This window comes from Paenibacillus sp. FSL R10-2736 (assembly GCF_038000245.1).
Taxonomy (GTDB): Bacteria; Bacillota; Bacilli; order Paenibacillales; family Paenibacillaceae; genus Paenibacillus_AQ; species Paenibacillus_AQ phytohabitans.
In genome coordinates, this window is the sequence record NZ_JBBOBN010000002.1 from 1,181,666 (window position 1) to 1,201,170 (window position 19,505).

At 53.8% G+C, this 19,505-nt stretch carries 20 protein-coding genes; 15 read left to right on the forward strand and 5 right to left on the reverse strand.

The window, feature by feature from the left end; translation table 11 throughout:
- The first annotated feature begins 111 nt into the window (after positions 1-111).
- Complete coding sequence (locus tag NSQ73_RS33295; RefSeq protein ID WP_340990444.1) at positions 112-855, forward strand: ABC transporter ATP-binding protein; 744 nt, start codon at positions 112-114, stop codon at positions 853-855.
- The gene (locus NSQ73_RS33300; RefSeq protein ID WP_340990445.1) at positions 834-2,102 is read left to right on the forward strand and encodes an ABC transporter permease; all 1,269 of its coding nucleotides are present in this window, start codon (positions 834-836) and stop codon (positions 2,100-2,102) included. Before NSQ73_RS33295 ends, NSQ73_RS33300 begins: the two co-directional genes overlap by 22 nt.
- A gap of 79 nt (positions 2,103-2,181) precedes the next feature.
- Here the strand turns inward: NSQ73_RS33300 and NSQ73_RS33305 are convergent, their stop codons facing one another.
- Positions 2,182-3,450 carry a BaiN/RdsA family NAD(P)/FAD-dependent oxidoreductase gene (locus NSQ73_RS33305; RefSeq protein WP_340990446.1) on the reverse strand — a complete coding sequence of 423 codons (1,269 nt, stop codon included), beginning with the start codon at positions 3,448-3,450 and terminating at the stop codon, positions 2,182-2,184.
- Between the two features lie 337 nt (positions 3,451-3,787).
- Here NSQ73_RS33305 and NSQ73_RS33310 point away from each other — a divergent pair, with 337 nt between their 5' ends.
- From NSQ73_RS33310 to nadE, 3 genes are all read left to right on the forward strand, one after another.
- The gene (locus tag NSQ73_RS33310; RefSeq protein WP_340990447.1) at positions 3,788-5,332 is read left to right on the forward strand and encodes an ATP-binding protein; all 1,545 of its coding nucleotides are present in this window, start codon (positions 3,788-3,790) and stop codon (positions 5,330-5,332) included.
- A gap of 176 nt (positions 5,333-5,508) precedes the next feature.
- Entirely contained in the window at positions 5,509-5,943 is a 435-nt protein-coding gene (locus NSQ73_RS33315) for a BrxA/BrxB family bacilliredoxin (RefSeq protein WP_039309930.1), read from the forward strand.
- 125 nt (positions 5,944-6,068) lie between these two features.
- Positions 6,069-6,878 carry an ammonia-dependent NAD(+) synthetase gene (nadE, locus tag NSQ73_RS33320; protein WP_039309932.1) on the forward strand — a complete coding sequence of 270 codons (810 nt, stop codon included), beginning with the start codon at positions 6,069-6,071 and terminating at the stop codon, positions 6,876-6,878.
- 112 nt (positions 6,879-6,990) lie between these two features.
- On the opposite strand, the gene NSQ73_RS33325 is transcribed toward nadE, so the two are convergent.
- On the reverse strand, positions 6,991-7,809 hold the full coding sequence (locus NSQ73_RS33325; RefSeq protein WP_340990448.1) for an alpha/beta hydrolase family protein: 819 nt from the start codon (positions 7,807-7,809) through the stop codon (positions 6,991-6,993).
- Positions 7,810-7,974: 165 nt separating this feature from the next.
- Here NSQ73_RS33325 and acpS point away from each other — a divergent pair, with 165 nt between their 5' ends.
- From acpS to NSQ73_RS33340, 3 genes are all read left to right on the forward strand, one after another.
- Positions 7,975-8,367, forward strand: a complete 393-nt coding sequence (gene acpS / locus NSQ73_RS33330; protein WP_340990449.1) for a holo-ACP synthase — start codon at positions 7,975-7,977, stop codon at positions 8,365-8,367.
- A 134-nt stretch (positions 8,368-8,501) separates the two neighbouring features.
- The gene (gene mutY, locus NSQ73_RS33335; protein WP_340990728.1) at positions 8,502-9,959 is read left to right on the forward strand and encodes an A/G-specific adenine glycosylase; all 1,458 of its coding nucleotides are present in this window, start codon (positions 8,502-8,504) and stop codon (positions 9,957-9,959) included.
- Positions 9,960-10,290: 331 nt separating this feature from the next.
- Complete coding sequence (locus NSQ73_RS33340; protein ID WP_340990450.1) at positions 10,291-10,557, forward strand: hypothetical protein; 267 nt, start codon at positions 10,291-10,293, stop codon at positions 10,555-10,557.
- 141 nt (positions 10,558-10,698) lie between these two features.
- On the opposite strand, the gene NSQ73_RS33345 is transcribed toward NSQ73_RS33340, so the two are convergent.
- The gene (locus NSQ73_RS33345) at positions 10,699-11,307 is read right to left on the reverse strand and encodes a superoxide dismutase (protein WP_039308673.1); all 609 of its coding nucleotides are present in this window, start codon (positions 11,305-11,307) and stop codon (positions 10,699-10,701) included.
- A gap of 480 nt (positions 11,308-11,787) precedes the next feature.
- Between NSQ73_RS33345 and NSQ73_RS33350 the strand changes: the two genes are divergently transcribed.
- From NSQ73_RS33350 to folE, 6 genes are all read left to right on the forward strand, one after another.
- The gene (locus NSQ73_RS33350) at positions 11,788-12,207 is read left to right on the forward strand and encodes a GNAT family N-acetyltransferase (RefSeq protein WP_039308670.1); all 420 of its coding nucleotides are present in this window, start codon (positions 11,788-11,790) and stop codon (positions 12,205-12,207) included.
- Positions 12,208-12,416: 209 nt separating this feature from the next.
- Entirely contained in the window at positions 12,417-13,034 is a 618-nt protein-coding gene (lepB, locus tag NSQ73_RS33355; protein ID WP_171715683.1) for a signal peptidase I, read from the forward strand.
- A 38-nt stretch (positions 13,035-13,072) separates the two neighbouring features.
- Positions 13,073-14,266 (forward strand): tRNA epoxyqueuosine(34) reductase QueG, encoded by a 1,194-nt coding sequence (queG, locus tag NSQ73_RS33360; protein WP_445669714.1) that lies wholly within the window; start codon positions 13,073-13,075, stop codon positions 14,264-14,266.
- The gene (locus NSQ73_RS35030; protein WP_445669715.1) at positions 14,266-14,844 is read left to right on the forward strand and encodes a methylated-DNA--[protein]-cysteine S-methyltransferase; all 579 of its coding nucleotides are present in this window, start codon (positions 14,266-14,268) and stop codon (positions 14,842-14,844) included. Before queG ends, NSQ73_RS35030 begins: the two co-directional genes overlap by 1 nt.
- Before the next feature lie 106 nt (positions 14,845-14,950).
- Positions 14,951-15,202: a YneF family protein gene (locus NSQ73_RS33365; protein WP_039308663.1), complete on the forward strand. Its 252-nt coding sequence runs from the start codon at positions 14,951-14,953 to the stop codon at positions 15,200-15,202.
- A gap of 54 nt (positions 15,203-15,256) precedes the next feature.
- Complete coding sequence (gene folE, locus NSQ73_RS33370; protein ID WP_039308661.1) at positions 15,257-15,850, forward strand: GTP cyclohydrolase I FolE; 594 nt, start codon at positions 15,257-15,259, stop codon at positions 15,848-15,850.
- An 87-nt stretch (positions 15,851-15,937) separates the two neighbouring features.
- Here the strand turns inward: folE and NSQ73_RS33375 are convergent, their stop codons facing one another.
- Positions 15,938-17,131, reverse strand: a complete 1,194-nt coding sequence (locus tag NSQ73_RS33375; protein WP_340990453.1) for a Fe-Mn family superoxide dismutase — start codon at positions 17,129-17,131, stop codon at positions 15,938-15,940.
- Positions 17,132-17,335: 204 nt separating this feature from the next.
- A complete protein-coding gene (locus NSQ73_RS33380; RefSeq protein WP_042140714.1) occupies positions 17,336-18,331 on the reverse strand; it encodes an alpha/beta hydrolase in 996 nt (331 codons plus the stop codon).
- A 348-nt stretch (positions 18,332-18,679) separates the two neighbouring features.
- Between NSQ73_RS33380 and NSQ73_RS33385 the strand changes: the two genes are divergently transcribed.
- Positions 18,680-19,429, forward strand: coding sequence for an IclR family transcriptional regulator (locus tag NSQ73_RS33385; RefSeq protein WP_042133334.1), 750 nt, complete (start codon positions 18,680-18,682; stop codon positions 19,427-19,429).
- Positions 19,430-19,505 lie beyond the last annotated feature (76 nt).

Consider the following 19,505-nt stretch of genomic DNA (forward strand, 5'->3'; position numbering starts at 1 on the left):
TATAGAGACCAGGCCGCTGACAGATAGCGGTGGTGAAATTTTTTGCAGCATAGACCTGTCTATGGTGTTATGATCGCATTACTATGAACAATTGCCTAGGAGATGGAGAGTATGGACCAGATTACGAATTATTACGAAGAGCGTGAAGACGATGAGGATATCGTGCTTGATGTTGTTATTGAGGAAGCCGGTTATGAAGCCGGAGATATACGGATTTCAGGGATTTCCTTTCAGGTGCGTAAGGGCGAGCTGCTTGGATTAATCGGACCCAACGGGGCCGGCAAAAGCACTACGATCAAGACCCTGCTCGGCCTGCTGAAGCATGCCAAGGCTAAGGTGAAGCTGGGCGGCGAGAACAAGTCCTATGCCTATGTGCCGGAGCAGCCGGTATTCTACGAAGATCTGACGCTGTGGGAGCATCTCGATCTCGCGGCCGCAGCCTACGGACTAAGCTATGAAACCTTCGAGTCCACAGCGGAGAAGCTCCTGACCCAGTTTGGTATGGAAAATGTGCGCAATGATCTGCCTGCCGGCTTCTCCAAAGGCATGAAGCAGAAGATGATGCTGATGCTGGGCTTTCTGGTCCAGCCCGATGTCTATATCGTGGACGAGCCGTTCATCGGTCTTGACCCCCGGGCAACCAAGGATTTCCTGCGCCTGCTTGAGGCGGAGCGCGAGCGTGGAGCCGGGGTGCTGATGTCTACGCATGTTCTGGATACAGCGGAGAAGATCTGTGACAGCTTCATATTAATCTCCGGCGGCAGAATTGCTGCCGAGGGCACATTGGAAGGCATACGCGGAGATGCAGGGCTGCCGGAGGGGTCGTTGTTTGATTGCTTCGACGAATTAACATGAGCAGGAATTCATTTGCGTTTCCTACAGCTGCTGCTCTTTTCCGGCGCCGGCTGGCTTCCCACTTCCGTGAGCAGTCTACTATTATCCGTACAGCTGTGGACTGGACCGTCCTGCTGTATATTATTATCCCGGGAGGCTTGCTTGGCGGACGCTTCTACTATGGGTACTGGAACGGGGAGATGCCGGCGTGGATCAGCTCCGTTCCCTATATGGTCGTACCTGCGCTGCTGACCATTCTGCTGGCTACCGGAGGAATCGTATTGCTGCTGCAGGAAGGTGACTCGCTGTTTCTTAGACAGCGGCAGAACTGGATCAGCACCACTATCCTGCGGGGAATGGTCTACAGCCTTGCGGTAACCACGCTGAAGATGGCGGCGGCCGTTGCCATTCTGCTGCCGTTTCTGATCAGGGGCTTCGGAGTCAGTGCGGCAGGGGCCTACGGGCTGCTCGCGCTGACGATAACCTGCAGCTGGTCCGTTAAGCTGCTGGGCCATTTCGTTAAGGTGCAGCGGCAGGGCTTCCGCCGCTGGCTGTGGCTGATTCCGGCTGTCACCGTGCCCTGCGGTGTCTATCTGCGTCTGGCAATCCTCTGGAAGGACAGCCCCGTCCTGCTGTTCATTGCAGCTGGCGGATTCGCCGTGATGGCAGCCATAGTGTTCAGGGCCCGCCTGCGGCTGCGCGGCACCTTCATGAACGATGTGCGCGAAGACTACAAGCAGCGGATGAAGATTGCGGCCATTCTGCTGCGCGGAGTACTTGATAAGCCGCGGCCTACACGGTATAAACCGTGGATCTTCCGCAAATCGCAGCCGCTGCTGGCCTCGAAGGAACCGGAGAGCCGCTTCTCGGCGGCAGCGGTCAAGGCGATGCTGCGCAATCCGGCCCACTTCAAGCTGTATTTGTCGTTTACCGGCGTGGCGCTTGTGGCCATCTTTATTGTGCCGGCCGTTCTGAAGTGGCTGCTGTTTGCCATCCTGACAACACTGATGGCGTATTGGCTTTCTTCCTTCTGGCTGCTGTTCTCCGGCGATGACTACATCGGTATTCTGCCGTTCACCAAAGCGCAGAAGGCGGATGCCGGTTCCAAGGCCATGCCGATTCTATTAATGCCGTTTGCGGTCCTCAGTGCAGCCGTTGTCTGCATCCCCGTGTATGGCTGGTGGGGGCTCCTGCTCTTTATACCGGTAGGCGCTGCGGCAGCCATCTGGATCGGCCGTATATTCAGTGTCATGCGGTTTGCCAGATAACATACAATAAGCCTTCCTCCGCAACCTGGAGGAAGGCTTATTTAATTATAGGAATGAGCCCGGGAGCCGCAGCGGCTGCTTATCCGCGCGGCTGTGCGGCCGCATGTTTGCCGGCTGTGTATCCGGTCGAGAAAGCGGCCGTAATATTATAACCTCCGGTATATCCGTGAATATCCAGAATCTCGCCGCAGAAATACAGCCCCTGCGTAAGTTTCGATTCCATTGTTCTCGGATCAATCTCCTTCAGATTCACCCCTCCGCCAGTCACAAAAGCTTCTGCCAGGGAACGCGTTCCGTAGACCAGTACCGGCATCCGCTTCAGCAGTGCAGCCAGTGCCTGAAGACCGGTCCGCGGCAGGTGATGACCTGTAAGCTCACCGTCCAGTCCGCTTTTGGCCAGCAGCAGCGGAATCAGGCGCTCAGGCAGCAGGCCCTTCAGCGAATTGCGGATGGCCTTCTTGGGCTCCAGCTCCAGCTTATTCTGCAGCAGGTTCTCTGCCTCTTGCAGAGTCAGGTCGGGGAAGAGGTCGATAGACAACTCTACGGTATCTGTACCTGATTTCTTCTGAACCTGGCGCAGGAACTGGCTGCAGCGCAAGGCGATCGGGCCGGACAGCCCGAAATGAGTGAAGATCATATCTCCGCGGTGGGAGATCACCTTCTTGCCCTTGGGATTCCAGACCGTAAGACTCACGTCACGCAGGGATAAGCCCTGCAGCTCACCAGATTTAATCCATTCCTCCCTTGAAAGGATCGGCACCTCTGTCGGGAACAGCTCCGTGATCGTATGTCCGGCAGCAGCGGCCCACGGATAGCCGTCACCGGTAGAGCCGGTCTGCGGCACGGATTTGCCGCCGCTAGCGATAATAACGGCCCCGGCGCTGAAGGCTTTTCCCGATTCCAGACGTACGCCCGTGGCCGCACCGTTCTCATAGATAACCTCGCGCACCGGACTGTCTGTCATAATCTGTACGCCAAGACTGCGCACTTTGCCAACCAGCGCGGAGACAACACTTGCAGCCTTGTCCGATACAGGGAACATCCGACCGTTGTCCTCTTCCTTCAGAGCGATACCGAGGGCTTCGAAGAACTCAATAATATCCCGGTTGTTGAAATGATCGAATGAGCTGTATAAAAAACGGCCGTTGCCCGGGATATGGGCGATCAGCTCCGCAGTTTCCTTGATATTGGTAACATTGCAGCGTCCGCCGCCTGAGATGCCCAGCTTCCGGCCAAGCTTGGCACCCTTATCAATTAATAATACAGCCGCCCCGTGTCCGGCTGCCGCTACGCAGGCCATTAATCCGGACGGGCCGCCTCCGATGACAATTACATCATAGTTACTCATAACTCTGCTCCTTTACATGTTGCAGCACTCTGCTAACGGCATCATACCATTCCGGCCGGAGTGTAGCCAGACCCGGGGAGGCTTGACGTGATTATCGTTGTCAGGAGTGCGCGGTTGTGCTTTAATCTAAGGGGAAAGGGTATTTTGTCCAAATTGGGGAGTGATTGCAATTATTCATGCGGTTAAGGATATTTTATTGCAAATATCGGCTGCGTGCACCTTCCTGTTTCTGTTTCAGTGGCGGTTGGACCAGGGCCATTTCACACGCAGAAACCGCAGATTTCCGGATGACCAGACTTTTCTGATAATATGCTGTGCACTCGGGGTTACATTGTGTATGGCCTTGTCGACTACAATGTTCGGAGTAGTGTATCTGAATCTGGCTATCCTTCCGGCGTATATAGGGATCTTGTACGGGACTTTTCGTTCAGGGGCTTACCTGGCAATGTATTTCATCTTTTGCACTGTACTATTCTCGGTTCCTTCAGGATTTGATCATCTCATATTAAATACGGGGGTACTGCTGTATCCGCTGTTGTTTGGTATGGCAAAGCCCTTCAAGAGTGCCTCATTAATCCAAAAGGTCTGCATGCTATGGGGGACTCTGTTTCCCAGTATGCTGTTTATTGTAATTGTACCTAAGATGCAGGGACAAAGCATCTTCAACACACCCCCCACGGATGCGATTCTGGTAGGGGTGTATTTATTAACGGCTGTTATTTTGGGCGGACTGTTTATTGTATATATTGAAACGGCCTGGGACAGGCTGCAGGTCAAGGAACGGATGAAAGGTATCTCCGAGAGATTCCAGTGGGAATCGGAGAAGCTTCAGCAGATTACTAATGTGGTGCCGCTGAATATTATGTCGTTTGATGACAACGGATATGTGACGGAGCTGAATGAATACATGCTCAGCCTGATTCAGCGTCATTGCCCCCATCTGACCAGAGAGATGATATTATCCCAGCCGGCAGACAGGGTCTTCGGCCACAGCATGGATCAGGAAATCTATGAACACTTACGGGGGATCCTGCTGAACAGGCAGCGTGCCAATACCAAAATCAAATATGATTCCATGACCTATCATATCTTCACGGCGCCGTTACAGCATGAGTCCGGTATTCCGGGCGGCCTTGTCATGATTATACAGGATCTTACGGAAGAGGAGAAAATCCGCAGCGAGCTTGATAATGTTGAACGCCTGACACTGGTCGGGCAGATGGCGGCCGGAATTACCCACGAGATCCGCAACCCGATGGCGGTAGTGCGCGGATTCCTGCAGCTGATGCGGGAAAAGAGTCCGGAGGACCTGCATTCCTATTACCATATTGTAATGGAGGAGCTGGACCGGGCCAACAGTATCATCAATGACTTCCTGTCGCTGGCCCAGAGCCGTGTATCGGACAAGGAAATGGTGCAGCTGCATCTCATTATGGAGGAGCTTACCCCCCTGATCTGGGCGGATGCCAATCTTCGCGGACAGAGCGTTGAATTGAAGCTTAGCCCGTCTCTGCCGCTGCTGCGGCTGAACGTCAGGGAGATCAAGCAGCTGATACTCAATCTGGCCCGCAACGGAATGGAGGCAATGGAGGCCAAAGGGGTGTTGACGCTGGAAACCTGTGAGCATGAAGATACTGCTCAGCTGATCATCACGGATACGGGAAGCGGCATCCCGCAGAGCCAGCTGAAGCAATTGTTTGCCCCGTTCTTCACAACCAAAAGCCAGGGTACAGGACTTGGACTGTCGCTTTGCCTGAGTATCGCCGAGCGGCACAACGGAACCATTCATGTGGAATCCGAAGAGGGAAAAGGCACCTCGGTCATCGTTACGATCCCTTTTGAGCCCAAGGAGGAACCCGCGGAGATTGAAGTCTATTCTTAGGGATTCAAGGCTCAAGCTATGGCATATAGCGCTGCCGGATAACGGCTTGAAGGCAGGCTGCTTCTCTTGCTTTCACAGAGTATGTATGTATAATAAAGTTAGCAAGTAGTGCAGTAACGCGGCGACGTTATCCGGGTTCTGACAACTATTCTAAGGGTAAAGGAGAGTGCAGAGAAATGTCCATGTCTTTTAATCAATATATGAAGGATTCCATTCAGCCTATGCGCGATGATCTGACGAGTATCGGATTTCAGGAGCTGCTGACTCCGGATGAAGTTGAAGCAACTCTTCCAGCCGTTAAGGGAACTTCGCTTGTGGTTGTTAACTCCGTTTGCGGTTGTGCCGCCGGCCAATGCCGTCCAGGTGTAGCCCAGGCGCTGCAGAACGAAATTCTCCCCGACCACCTGTTCACGGTATTTGCCGGCCAGGAGAAGGAAGCTACAGCCAAGGCGCGTGAGTATTTTGCTCCGTACCCGCCATCTTCACCATCCATTGCCTTGATGAAGGACGGCGAGCTTGTTCATTTCATCGAACGTCACGGCGTTGAAGACCGTTCGGCTGCTGAAATTGCTGCTGAGCTGAAGGAAGTTTTCAATCGTCTGTGCCAGTAAGCATATTTTCTGTAAGGGATATTCCCGCATCAGCCGGAGGCTAGGCTCATGCGGGATTTTTTCTGAACATATAGGCACCTGAGTCCCATCGGACAGATCAAGTTATAAGAAAAGGGGTGTGTGAATTGGGAATGCAGGAAGAGATTATTAAGGCCTTGGGAGTCAAGCCGGTGATTGATACCGGAGCGGAAGTGCGCAAACGTGTGGATTTCCTGAAAGCATATGCGCTGCAGGCGGGTGCCAGGGGGCTGCTGATTGCGATCAGCGGAGGCGTGGACAGTGCAGTGGCTGCGGGTCTATGCAAACAGGCTACGGACGAGCTGACGGCAGAGGAAGGCAAAGAGTATATTACACTCGGTGTTTTCCAGCCTTACGGCGAGCAGGAGGATATTGAGCACAGTTACGCGGTAGCCAAGGCGTTTGAGCTGACGCATACGGTGGAGACGAATATTGAAGAAGCTGTAAACGAGATCGCGCTGGAGGTAGAGCATAGCCTGAAGGCACTGGGGCAGCACCGCCACATCACCCATCAGGGCAAAGGAAATGTGAAGGCGAGAACGCGGATGGTTATGCAGTATGCACTGGCCTTCGAGAACAATCTTCTGGTAGTAGGAACAGACCATGCCTCTGAAGCCATCACCGGCTTCTATACCAAATGGGGCGATGGTGCGGTTGATATTACACCGCTGTCTTCACTGAATAAACGGCAGGTGCGGCAGTTGGCTGCGGCGATTGGGGTACCGGCCGATATCGTGACCAAAGCACCGACAGCCGGCCTCTGGCCGGGCCAGACGGATGAAACCGAGCTGGGGATCACCTATGATGACAACAGTGACTATCTGGAGGGCAAAGCGGTGTCTCCCGAGGTCGCCGGGAAGCTTGAAGCCTACTACCGCAGAACGGGGCATAAACGGGATGCAATCCCTGGAATATAAGCAGTCAGAAGTATAAAAGAACCGCCGGAGAAGCTGCAGTCATTTCGCAGAATTCCCGGCGGTTCTGACTTTCATAAGTATTAGCTGGAGAGGCGCTGCCTAACTTGTAAGCTTAGCCGGCCAGGATATGGTTAATAAACTCCAGGGAGGCGGATATTGCCTCCTCCAGCTGCGGGGTAGCTCCTTCGAACGGGTGCACGGTTCCGAAGGTGTGATTGCCGCCGGGAATCTGCACCCAGCGGATATCCGGGCGGAGCTCCGTTAATCGCTCTGATCCCCGGCGCAGCCGTTCACTGTCCTGGCTTCCCTGAATAAGAACCGCCGGGAAGCTGGCTGTTGTCATCCGTTCCAGCAGGTTGTAGCGACCGGCATGCTGTTCCAGGTCCTCCAGCAACACGGCATCCAGCGGCATTTGCTGGCCGGTCCGGCCATTAAGCACATGGGTCCGGCCGCTGCGCTTCATCTCAATCTTCTGTTCCTCCGTGAACAGGTCGAGGTTGGTAATGCCGTTCCAGGAGATCACTCCGGTGATCTCTCCCGGATGGTCCAGCGCATACAGCAGGCTGTCTCCGCCGCCTCGGCTGTGGCCCAGCAGGAATAACGGCAGGCTGCCGAATTTGTGGTGCTGGCTGAGATAAGAGAGCAGGATCTCCATATCCTTGATCTCACGGGTATAGGTATTGCGGGCGAACTTCTCAAGCTCCGTGAAATTCTGCAGATCTTCGCCGATTCCGGCATGTGAGAAGTTGAAGGTTATGACCTCATGCTCCTGGCTGAGGGCTGCCGCAGCATAAGGAAACATCCCCCAATCCTTAAACCCCTTGTAACCGTGGGCGATAACAATCAGGCTCTTAGCCTTATCCCGGGCGGGGAAATGCGAGCAGCGGAGTACAGCATCTTCTCCTGCGGGCAATTGGAAATTACGGGTCATCGGGTAAATCCCCTCTCTATATAATCTGAAACGGATTTGAAGGTTGTATTATTGATAATGTTTATGAATAATGTTATGAAGATCATACCATTATTAAAGCAGGTAAAGATAGGGCGGTTTTTTACAGTAATTGCATATTGCCTGTCCAGCAAAGGAGTGGATATAGTGATTTATGGAATCGGAAATGATGTGCTGGAAATCCGCCGGATTACGGCTCTGCTGTCAAGCGGACAAGCAACCGGATTTCTGCAGCGCACTCTTACAGAGCGTGAGCTTGAGCTAGCCGCAGGGCGGAAGGGTAAGGCGGCAGAATTCGCTGCGGGGCGTTTTGCCGCCAAGGAGGCAGTAGTGAAGGCGCTGGGCTGCGGAATCGGCGCGAAGGTGGGATTTCAGGATATAGAAATTCTGCCGGACAGCCAGGGCAAACCGGTTGTTTCACTGTCGGAAGCAGCCTGGGACCGGCTGCTTCTGCCGGGCGGCCGCCATATCATCCATCTGGCCATTACACACAGCGGGGATCTGGCTTCAGCTTTTGCCGTAGTGGAGCAGGTAAACTAAGCTGCTGCGGAGTGCCGGATCCTGCCTGCGGCTTCGCAGAGCGGTATTTATACGGGTAAACTTTACGCAATAAGAGGACGAGCTGCTTATCGCGGAATATAGATACATTCAATATAGAAGCAAGGAGATTAATGATGACTACAAATGAGCAGCAGGACGAGCAGCAGGACGAGCAGCAGGAAGCCAAGTCCTATTTCAGCCGTAATTTGCTGGAGTGGTACCATGGGCAGAAGCGGGATCTGCCGTGGCGGCGTCACCGCAATCCTTATTACATCTGGATTTCGGAGATTATGCTTCAGCAGACAAGAGTCGATACGGTCATTCCTTATTTCAACCGGTTCATTGAGCGGTTCCCTACGGTGGAGTCACTGGCCGATGCCCCGGAGGAGGATGTTCTGAAGTGCTGGGAGGGGCTTGGCTACTATTCACGCGCCCGGAATCTGCAGCATGCCGCGAAGCAGGTGAAGGAAGAGTATGGCGGGCAGGTTCCCAATGACCGCGATGCGGTATTCGGGCTTAAGGGAGTGGGGCCTTATACGGCCGGAGCTATTCTCAGCATTGCCTTCAACCGGCCGGAGCCCGCTGTGGACGGCAATGTCATGCGGGTGCTGTCGCGATACTTCCTGATTGAGGATGATATCGCCAAAGGCCCCACCCGCGTCAAAATGGAGCGCCTGGCGGCAGAGCTGATTCCCGAAGGGGAAGCCTCGCACTTCAATCAGGCGCTGATGGAGCTTGGCGCGCTGATCTGCACGCCGAAATCACCGCGCTGTCTGCCGTGCCCGGTGATGGAGCACTGCTCGGCGCGCCTCGCGGGCTGCGAGACCTCGCTGCCCGTCAAGACCAAGGCCAAGCCGCCGCGCCCGGAAGAGCGGCTGGCAGCGCTGATAGAGGGCCGCGGCGGGCACGCGGGCCGGGTACTCATCCGGCAACGGCCATCCAGCGGGCTCCTGGCCCGCATGTGGGAGCTGCCGCACTGGCCGGCGCCGCCTGCTGAGGGCGGCGCTTCCGCTGCGCTGCTGCCTGAGGCGGCAGCGCAGGACCGGCTGCGCCGGTCCCTGCTTCAGGCCGGGATCTTCGCCCGGCCTGAAGGGCACTGGATGGCTGCGGAGCATACATTCAGCCATATTGTCTGGACCCTGCAGGTGTACCGCTGCAGGGAAGAAGAGGCCCCGGCCCTGCCGCTGGCTGCGGAAGGGCGGGCCTTGTACAGCGCAGCGGCCGGGAACGGCGCTGCCAGTGCTGATGCTGCAGCCATCGGCGCAGCACCCGGGGCTGCCGGGGCTGCCACCGGCCCGGCTGATCCGGCTGCCGCTGCAGACTATGCCGCCGCCAGTGCGGCTGGTGCCGGTGATCGCTCCGCCACCAGCCAAGGCATGTACAACGCCGGGCTCACCGCGTCCGTTCCCGCCGATTTATTCGCCGATGGCAGCGGGCCCGTCGAGCGCTTCGCGGACGGAAGCGGAACAGCGGAGGATGCAGGCGCAGTACGCTGGATCAACCGCAGCGACATGGCGAATTACGCCTTTCCCAATGTGTTCCTCAAGCTGCTCAACGCTTATTTTGATGAGCAGGAGGGGGGCGCCGTGTAATCCGGCTCGGCTATGCAGTGTTGCTAGCTATAACCGGGAGTACCGGCAAACCGTTTGGTCTGGCAACTCCGCTTCTGAGGTTAAGGAAGACAGTTTGGCCAGGCCAGTTATTGCGGACGGGTATAACCCGGAGGAAGCTCCATTCCTTGTGCGTCATCCCGGAGAACAAGTGAACAAAGAGCATTTGATTTTCTCTAATTATTCGGAATTCGTCCTCGAAGGTGAAATCAGATAAATTAGCTGCCGTTTATCCACCTATCCTGTTCTGCGCGGACGACATCGTATAATTAAATGTGCAATTTCTCTAATTCCACCAAAAGTGGGCGATATAGTGAAATCAAAGGGAAAAATCCCTCTAATTCCGCCGAAAGTGGGCGATATGGTGAAATTAAAGGGAAAAATCCCTCTAATTCCGCCGAAAGTGGGCGATATGGTGAAATTAAAGGGAAAAATCCCTCTAATTCCGCCGAAAGTGGGTGGTATGGTGAAATTAAAGGGAAAAACCCCTCTAATTCCGCCGAAAGTGGGCGGTATATGGAAATTAAAGGGAATTTCTACTTATCAGGCATGTACCCGAAGGGATAGCGCATCGCACTAAGACATATACCTACATTCGCAGGAATGTGCCCCGCGGGTGCCTGTTCCTCCGTATTCCCAGCACAAAAAACAGGGAGCCACCCACAAGGGTGCTCCCGGTTTTTCTTATACCGTGATGCTGCGGCTTACACGCCGCAGTTCTTTATTTTGCGCTTTCGTAACGTTTGCCGACTTCTTCCCAGTTCACTACGTTCCAGAACGCCTTGATGTAGTCAGGACGTTTGTTCTGGTAGTTCAGGTAGTAAGCATGCTCCCATACATCGAGGCCGAGGATTGGAGTTGCGCCTTCGCTGACCGGGTTGTCCTGGTTAGGAGTGCTGGTCACAGCAAGCTTGCCGTCTTTCACGACGAGCCAGGCCCAGCCGCTGCCGAAGCGTGTAGTAGCTGCAGTAGCGAAGTCTTCCTTGAATTTATCGAATCCGCCCAGTTCGCTGTCAATTGCAGCAGCCAGAGCGCCAGTTGGTGCGCCTCCGCCGTTCGGTCCGATAACTTCCCAGAACAAGGTGTGGTTAGCATGTCCGCCTCCGTTGTTGCGAACAGCAGTGCGGATAGCTTCAGGTACAGCGTTCAGGTCAGTCAGCAGCTCATCGATGCTCTTGTCTTGCAGTTCAGGTGCTTTTTCCAGTGCGGCGTTCAGGTTCGTCACATAAGTGTTATGGTGCCTGTCGTGATGAATCTCCATCGTCAAAGCGTCGATGTGTGGTTCAAGAGCGTTGTTTGGATAAGGAAGTGCCGGTAATTGAAATGCCATGGAAAAATCCCTCCTGAGTATATTAGAATTTGTATAGATAAAGAATTTTGGCGGTCTTGACGTCAAAACCCCTTATTTCCGATGTGGCTTATAGGTTATATATCCGTTGAGATACTTATTATTAAACCGTATCTGGAACAATAATGCAACATTAAACAAACATTAGTGTTTATAAAGTATTTTTTCATCCATAGCTCACTACAAATGTTAAGGGTATGTTAAAGTTATAAAACTCCTTAAGAGAGAGTGTTTGCACTGCGATAATTTCCTTAATCAAGAAAAAATGAAACTATATTCAATGAAAACGCTTCATATCAAGCGCTTTCAAAAGAAAATTGATGATATCGCGAGAAAAGTGTGCTTTAATAGATTTAAAAGCAGGTATTCCTCGGTTTTTGATGCTTTTTTCCTCTTTACACTGTTATGGAAACTCCTTCTTTTTGTAAAATTCTAAGCCATAGAAAAGGGAGACTTTTAAGTATGCACGTTCGTTCCTTTCAATTAAGCGACGTTACTCCAGTGACTGAATTGCTGCAGACCGCATTATCGGAAGAATGTTTCGAGAGCACGATCGAGCCCTTCTCCAGGCAGCTTTCATGGGATTCAGATCTCATTGTAGTTGCAGAGGATGAAGGAGAAATCATCGGCGCACTGATTGGTACGATTGAGAAGAACCACGGCTGTTATTTCCGCATTGCCGTCCATCCTGAATACCGCCGCAGAGGAGTCGGCAAGAGTCTCGTATCGGCGATGGAACACAGATTCCAGGCACGCAAGGTCAGCGGTATTTATGTAGCCGTTGATGAGCATAATTCCTTCGCACTGCCGCTGTATGAGGCCATGGGTTATGGTGAGGACCAGATCTTCAAATCTGTACGCAAGCTGAGCATTGTCGGGTAATTATTTTTTGAAACGGTGCTGTAAGCGGAAACAATTGGTAGAGTAGAGAACTAATGCAGCCTGTACTTTAGAGTAAGGTCACACCTGCATAGTCTGTTTCATTATACTAAAGCATATCTTCCCAGTGTCCATTGCATTGCAAATGGGCGGAAGATATGCTTTTCTATTGTTATGGACTTATAAACCCAATCGAAGCAAGTAGGTGGCCTATGAACCGGGAGCTTGAAGAAGAATTCATGCGGAGCCGCAAACAACGATACAGATCCGTTACCCATAACAAATCCAAGCGCGAATCGAGAAGAATTTGGCTTAAGGATATGCGGGAGTGGATCATCACTGCGGGGATTGTATTCGCGATAATGTCACTGCTTAATATTTTTGTGTTCAATGTGTCTACTGTGATTGGCCAATCCATGCAGCCGACCCTCTATGAAGGGGAAAAGCTGATTATTAATAAGATTGCACTGAGCTTCGGGAATCCGGGCCGGGGCGATATTGTAGTTCTGCATGACCCCAGTACAGGGCCGGACCGTAAGGAGTACCTGGTTAAGCGGATTATTGGTATCCCCGGTGATATCGTGGAAGTTCAGGACCAGCAGCTATATGTTAATGGTAAAGTAGTGGATGAGCCTTATATTGATACGGCCATTCAAGACCCGGATTTCAGTCAGCTGACTGTGGAGGACGGCACCTACTTTGTAATGGGGGATAACCGCCATGCCGGGGCCAGCAAGGACAGCCGTTATTTCGGCGCCGTTGCACAGGAGAGCATCGTGGGGAAGGCATCCCTGATCTGGTGGCCTGTAGCTAAGATGAGAGTCCTGTAAGGGATTAGTATAGACATAATAATAAAGGAGAGGCGGAAATGAATTCTAACTTCCAGTCACCTTATGCTCCGCCGCCTTCCAAGTGGGAGGATCTCAAGGCTGCAATCAAGGCTGCTGCGCCGGCGCTCGGTATTGACGATATCGGGTTCACCACCGCAGAGCCGTTTTTATATTTAAAAAATATTCTTCAGGAACATAGGGACAACGGGTACGACTCGGGCTTCGAGGAGCCGGATCTGGACAAGCGGACGGTTCCGGCGCTGCAGTCGGGAGAGCAGCCGCTCTCTATTATTGCAATCGCTGTAGCCTATCCCTCCAAAATGGAGGACCCGCCCAAGTCCGAGCCCGGAGCACGCAGAGGCATACTGGCCAGGGCATCGTGGGGGCAGGACTATCATCATGTACTCCGTGAAGCGCTGGCGAAGCTGGAGAACTTCATCCGCGAGCGTGTTCCGGATGCCGTACTGGAGAGTATGGTGGATACGGGAGCTCTTGTTGACCGGGCGGTTGCGGAGCGGGCGGGCATCGGGTTCAGCGGCAAAAACTGCGCGATTATCTCCCCCAAATGGGGATCGTGGATCTATCTCGGGGAAATGGTGACGAATATACCGCTGCCTCCGGATCAGCCGGTGCAGGAAGGCTGCGGGGACTGTACGAAATGCATCGACGCCTGCCCCACCGGCGCGCTGGTCGGTCCGGGACAACTCAACGCCCAGGCTTGCATTTCCTACCTGACACAGACCAAGGGGTTCCTCAGTGAGGACTACATGACCAAGATCGGGAACCGGCTGTACGGCTGCGATACCTGCCAGATTGTCTGTCCGCATAACCGCGGCAAGAACTGGAATCACCGCCCGCAGCTGCTGCCTGATCCGGAGATCGTGAAGCCGCTGCTGATGCCGATCCTGGATCTCAGCAACCGTGAGTTCAAGGAGAAATTCGGCAGCAGCTCAGCTGCATGGCGGGGCAAAAAGCCTATCCAGCGCAATGCGGTTATCGCGCTTGGCAATTTCAAGGAAGCTTCTGCCGTGCCGAAGCTGACCGAGATTCTGCTGCAGGAGCCGCGGCCGGAGATGCGCGGGACTGCCGCCTGGGCCCTAAGCCGCATCGGCGGCAGTGAAGCCCTCACAGCCGTGGAACAGGCACTGCAGAAGGAAGAGGACGTTACGGTGCGCGGAATGCTAAGCCGGGCACAGGACAAGCTGCTGGGGCAGAAGGGGGCGGAAGAATAATGAATCACCGTCCAGAGAGCAGCGAAGGGGCGGAAGCTTCGCTCTATTATAAGGAGATCGATTCAATCATTGGCCCGTTGACGCTATGCGCGACAGCTTCCGGACTATGCATGATCAAGTTCGGCACCTATGATGCGAACTCGGACACTATTGCAGGCTGGGTGAAGACGCAGCTGGGTCCCGCTGCACAGATTTATGCGGATGCCGGGAGCATGTCCGAGGCGGAGCGGCAGCTTGCAGCGTATTTCTCCGGGGAGCTGCAGAGCTTCAGTGTGCCGCTGGATATGCGGGGAACGGATTTTCAGCGCCAGGTATGGGAAGCTCTGCTCAGCGTGCCTTACGGGGAGTCCGCCTCTTATAAGGATATTGCGGTCATGATCGGCAATCCGCAGGCTGTACGTGCTGTTGGCGGGGCCAATAACCGCAACCCGGTTCCGGTCATTGTACCCTGCCACCGGATTATAGGAGCCGGAGGCGCACTTGTCGGTTATGCCGGAGGTCTGGGAATCAAAAGCCGCCTTCTGCAGTTGGAAGCGGAGCAGGCAGGGCCCGGCTTAAGCGGCAACTATCTCTTCTGAATCACGGGATTTGCCAATTGCTGTCCAGTTGTTGAAATGCTATGATAGATTCGCGTGCCTTAAATAGGGGCATTGCCAGACAATAGAGTACAAAGGTGGATTACAGATGAATATTGCATTGCCTATTATTATGCTTGTTGTAGGTCTGATCGGCGGATTCTTTATCGGTGTCTATTATCTGCGCAGACAAATGACAACGATGCAGAATGATCCTGAAATGCTGCAGAAGGTTGCCAAGCAAATGGGATATAACCTGAACGGAAAGCAGATGCAGCGTGCCCAGCAGATGATGAAGAACGGCAATCAGCCGGGGCGTGCTCCTGCGGCAGCCAAAGGACAGGCCCGCAAGAAGAAATAATCAGGATAGGGAAATAGATAAGAATCAGCTGCGGGTGCGGAAGGGGGAGATTTCATGGGGAGCATCAAGGAGTACATGAACGGGAAGGTTTCTGTAAACCGTGAGCAAATCGAATATCATGTAGAGAAAATATTAGAACTGATTGGTGAAGATACCAGCCGCGAAGGCCTGCTGGAAACACCGGCTAGAGTCACGCGGATGTATGAAGAGATATTTGGCGGTTATTCGATTGATCCGCGCGAGGCGCTGGGCGTAACTTTCGACGAGTCTCATGAAGAGCTTGTCATTGTGAAGGATATTGTCTACTACAGCCAGTGCGAGCATCACATGGCTCCTTTCTTCGGCAAAGTGCATATTGGCTATGTCCCCAGCGGGCGGATTGCCGGACTGAGTAAGCTGGCCCGGCTCGTGGAAGCGGTCAGCCGCCGCCTGCAGGTGCAGGAGCGCATTACTGCCCAGATCGCCGACATCATGACCGAGGTGCTGAATCCGCACGGTGTCATGGTGGTTGTCGAAGGAGAGCATCTGTGCATGTGTGCCCGGGGTGTGAAGAAGCCCGGCAGCAAGACAGTAACCATGGCAACCCGGGGCACTTTCCGTGAGGATGCTGCTGCCCGGGCCGAGTTTCTTGCTCTGATCAAAGAATAGTACGCGGGACTAATATTCCCTGACTTGTGCAAGGCAAAGCCCGGCGGCCACTTTCGAGTGGCCGCCGGGCTTTTTTGGGGAAAGACCTCAAAAAGGCTGCCAGACCAGCTTGCGGGCGGCACTGTACCGCTCGGCTACGTAAGGCCAATTCACGACATTCCACCAGTCCTGGATATAATCTGCGCGGTTGTTCTGATGCTTGAGATAATAGGCATGCTCCCATACATCCAGCGCCAGCAGCGGGACAACATCCCACTGGGACAGATTCTGATGCTTCTCAGCAGTCAGAATCTCCAGCCTGCGGCTGCGCGGGCTCCAGACCAAGATGGCCCATCCGCCGCCCTCCACTTTATTGGCCGCTTCAGTGAACTGGGCCTTGAAGGCATCGTAGCTTCCGAAGCTCCGTATAATGGCATCCAGCAGTGCTCCGGATGGCCGGCCTCCGCCCTGCGGGGACATGACGTTCCAGAAGATCGTGTGCAGATAATGGCCAGCCCCGTTAAAGGCAAGCTCCCGTTCCCAGTGTTTAACGAGATCATAATCGTTGCTCTTCCGGGCTTCCGCCAATTTAATCTCTGCTTTATTGAGTCCGTCTACATAGCTCTGGTGGTGCTTGTCGTGATGAATAATCATCGTCTTCTCGTCAATGTAGGGCTCCAGCGCATTATAAGCATAAGGGAGCGGGGGCAGTGTATGACCGCCGATCGGGACCGGCCCCAATTCACGGGCTTCCCACAGAGGAGCCGTCCAGGCCGCCGTTTCCTGGGGAGGTTCTTCATTTAGAGAGGCCGCAGGCACAGCAGCCGGTTCATCCTGCTCTATTGGGTTCTGCCGCATCATTCCGGCACCGGCATCATACTCCGGGGCGGTGAGAGCCGTAAGCACGGCAAGGAAATACTCCGATTCGCAGATAAAATGCTTCACTACGACCCCGGCCAGAGGGGAGGCGCTCATGGCCTGGCTAGCCTCCCCCATAGCCTTCAGCTGGCGGATGAATTCACTGGATTGGCTGCAGGCTGTATGAAGCAGCAGCTCTGTTTCGGCGGCAAGGCTTCCCGGACCGCCGAAGGCCGGAGCCTGTTGGCTTCCGAGCAGTTGACACGCCGCCTGCTCCGTAGCCAGGAAGACAACCGTCCATTCCTGGAGCAGCTTGACATAAGGCTCCTCCAGGTTTGGAGTAAGCTGGATAAGAACCTCGGCGTGTTCCTTCTCCTGTTTTTTCCAGAAGGCAATTTCCCCTAGAATGTGCACTGGCAGCGGCGCACCTGATACATATTGCATAGCATGCAGTCCCCCCGTCCTGAATTTTCAACGCTTCATTATATGACCGGTAGAGTCTGCTTATGTAACGGTATTCGTTGTGGCCTAAGGCACTATGGTGAGCATACCTCAAAAAAGCATGCGCAGAATGTATAAGGAAATACATTTGCGCATGCTTATTCAATTTAATATAAGATATAGGAACGCTGCTGTTTCTACTTGTGGTTACTTGCTGGCCTGACTTCCGTTGTCCCCGCTGATGCGGGCCAGCTGGACATTGCCGAGAAATGCTGAGACACGGCGCAGATACTCGCGCGGATGCTCGCGGAACAGCAGCTCATGATGACTGTCCTCCACAATCCATGAGTCGGAGTACGGGTTGGTCTGGTTCGCGGCCAGTTCTTCGGCAATCGGATAAGGTGCCTTCTCGTCCATAGTACCGTGCATGAAGAGTACCGGGAACGGATAGTCCTCGGATTTCACCTTGGAATAGGGAATCTGATTCAGCCCTGTACCGTTCAGTACCGGGAACAACAGCTCCATAATCTCCAGTGAAGGCTGGCGGGGAAGATCTATATTCTGCTTGATATTGTGATAGAGTGTATCCGGCTCCAGCAGGAAGGTGCTGTCCAGAATCATCGCATCCACGTCTTTGGTTACGAGACCCGCCTGCAGCGCGGTACCAGCACCCATGGAGAAGCCCCAGACTACGATTTCGTTTGCACCCTTGTCCTTGGCATATTCGATCGCCCCAAGAAGCTGCTGGGATTCTTTTTTGCCGCCGGTAGCGATATCTTTATTGACCTTGGAGGCGAAGCCGTAATCAAACATGACCACATTGAATTTCAGGCTGTGCGCATAATGGGCCAGGTCGTACATAGGAACCCAGCTTTCCTCTCGGTTAGCACCGTAGCCATGGCTGAAGACAATGGTCTTCTTGGCTCCCTCTGAAGGAATATACCAACCCTGCATAATACGGCTGCCGTCCTTTGCCGGAAAGGTGATCTCCTCATACGCCAGCCCTTTGGCAAGATAAGGGTTAGAGTAGAGGGGCGCTACAGTAGGATTCGAGAGCACCCAGGCTATATAGCCGTGCAGGGCGATGAAGCAGAATAAAAAGAAGAAGAACACAGATAACAGCAGAGCTACGACAATATGCTTAACGCGTATCATCCGCAGTGAAATAATAGGTATGGAATTAGGCTTATCCTCGTTAGGCATACGGGAGACCGGCGAGCCGGGGTGACTTGTTGCCAGATCCATAAGGTCCCCTCCTAAAAGTTTTGTGGAACATCCGCTTCCTGTGAGACTACTTCGCAGCAAAACTGCTTCGGAAGCATGAACTTAAGTTTGATTAGCAGAAATACTTCATATATTTAATCGTATGGTTATGCCCTTACAAAGTCAATGAATTCAGCGGTTTTGTAATGTAACTGTAAACTGCGGCCCAGTCTTTACCGTACAGTGAATATGCTGGACTTTTTTCGGACCTTTGCACTAAGATAGAATGTATCTGAAGAATAATGTAACCGGGTTTCAAGAGGTGAAACACATGAGGGGGAGAACAGGGTGGAAGACCGGAAACTGACTGTACGCGCCGTGGAACGTGCGCTGGATATATTGCTCTGCTTCACTCAGGATAATGATTATGACCTCAGTCTGACGGAGATTTCCGCCAAGATTGGCCTGCATAAAAGTACGGTGCACCGCCTGCTGACTACGCTTGAGGAGAAGGGCTTCCTGCAGCGCGATGAGGGCACGGAGAAATACCGGCTCGGGATTCGCATCTGGGAGCTGTCTACGCATTTGCCGACCCTGAATGAACCGGCGGTACTGCTGCTGCCGGCGATGGAACGGCTGCGTGACCGTCTGGGAGAGACGGTCAGCCTCTATTTGCGCGACAATCTGGAGCGCGTGCGTATCCAGGCCGTGCAGAGCCGGCAGGCAATCCGCCGGGTGGCACAGATCGGTGCAAGGCTGCCTCTCTCTGTAGGCGCATCGAGCAAGGTGCTGGCCGCTTACGCGCCGCCGGAAGTGCAGGTCCGGCTGCTGGCCGACCCGGCATGGCCGGAAGCTGTAGACCGGAGCCAGTATCTGGAGCAACTCAAGGAAATCACCCGCTGCGGGTATGCCACCAGCTTCGAGGAACGCGAACCGGGTGCGGCTGCAGTGGCGGTGCCTATCACCGGGCGTGCCGGGGGAGTGGTTGCAGCGCTCTCTCTTTCAGGTCCGGTCAGCCGGCTTTCGCGGGAGACGCTGGAGGACTATGCAGTGATTCTGGGTGAAGCTGCGGCTGAAATGGGGCTGATGATGGGCTGAAACGGCGGCGCCCGTTATATGCCGTGATTAAGGGGTAATTTTAGTAAATAGAGGCTAACCAGGCCTGTCAGTTCCA

Bases quoted from the DNA above. Each gene is read 5' to 3' on its own strand.
- NSQ73_RS33295 (WP_340990444.1), top strand. From the start codon at position 112: ATGGACCAGATTACGAATTATTACGAAGAGCGTGAAGACGATGAGGAT.
- NSQ73_RS33305 (WP_340990446.1), bottom strand. From the start codon at position 3,450: ATGAGTAACTATGATGTAATTGTCATCGGAGGCGGCCCGTCCGGATTA.
- NSQ73_RS33310 (WP_340990447.1), top strand. From the start codon at position 3,788: ATGGCCTTGTCGACTACAATGTTCGGAGTAGTGTATCTGAATCTGGCT.
- NSQ73_RS33315 (WP_039309930.1), top strand. From the start codon at position 5,509: ATGTCCATGTCTTTTAATCAATATATGAAGGATTCCATTCAGCCTATG.
- NSQ73_RS33325 (WP_340990448.1), bottom strand. From the start codon at position 7,809: ATGACCCGTAATTTCCAATTGCCCGCAGGAGAAGATGCTGTACTCCGC.
- mutY (WP_340990728.1), top strand. From the start codon at position 8,502: ATGACTACAAATGAGCAGCAGGACGAGCAGCAGGACGAGCAGCAGGAA.
- NSQ73_RS33345 (WP_039308673.1), bottom strand. From the start codon at position 11,307: ATGGCATTTCAATTACCGGCACTTCCTTATCCAAACAACGCTCTTGAA.
- NSQ73_RS33350 (WP_039308670.1), top strand. From the start codon at position 11,788: ATGCACGTTCGTTCCTTTCAATTAAGCGACGTTACTCCAGTGACTGAA.
- lepB (WP_171715683.1), top strand. From the start codon at position 12,417: ATGAACCGGGAGCTTGAAGAAGAATTCATGCGGAGCCGCAAACAACGA.
- queG (WP_445669714.1), top strand. From the start codon at position 13,073: ATGAATTCTAACTTCCAGTCACCTTATGCTCCGCCGCCTTCCAAGTGG.
- NSQ73_RS35030 (WP_445669715.1), top strand. From the start codon at position 14,266: ATGAATCACCGTCCAGAGAGCAGCGAAGGGGCGGAAGCTTCGCTCTAT.
- NSQ73_RS33365 (WP_039308663.1), top strand. From the start codon at position 14,951: ATGAATATTGCATTGCCTATTATTATGCTTGTTGTAGGTCTGATCGGC.
- folE (WP_039308661.1), top strand. From the start codon at position 15,257: ATGGGGAGCATCAAGGAGTACATGAACGGGAAGGTTTCTGTAAACCGT.
- NSQ73_RS33375 (WP_340990453.1), bottom strand. From the start codon at position 17,131: ATGCAATATGTATCAGGTGCGCCGCTGCCAGTGCACATTCTAGGGGAA.
- NSQ73_RS33380 (WP_042140714.1), bottom strand. From the start codon at position 18,331: ATGCCTAACGAGGATAAGCCTAATTCCATACCTATTATTTCACTGCGG.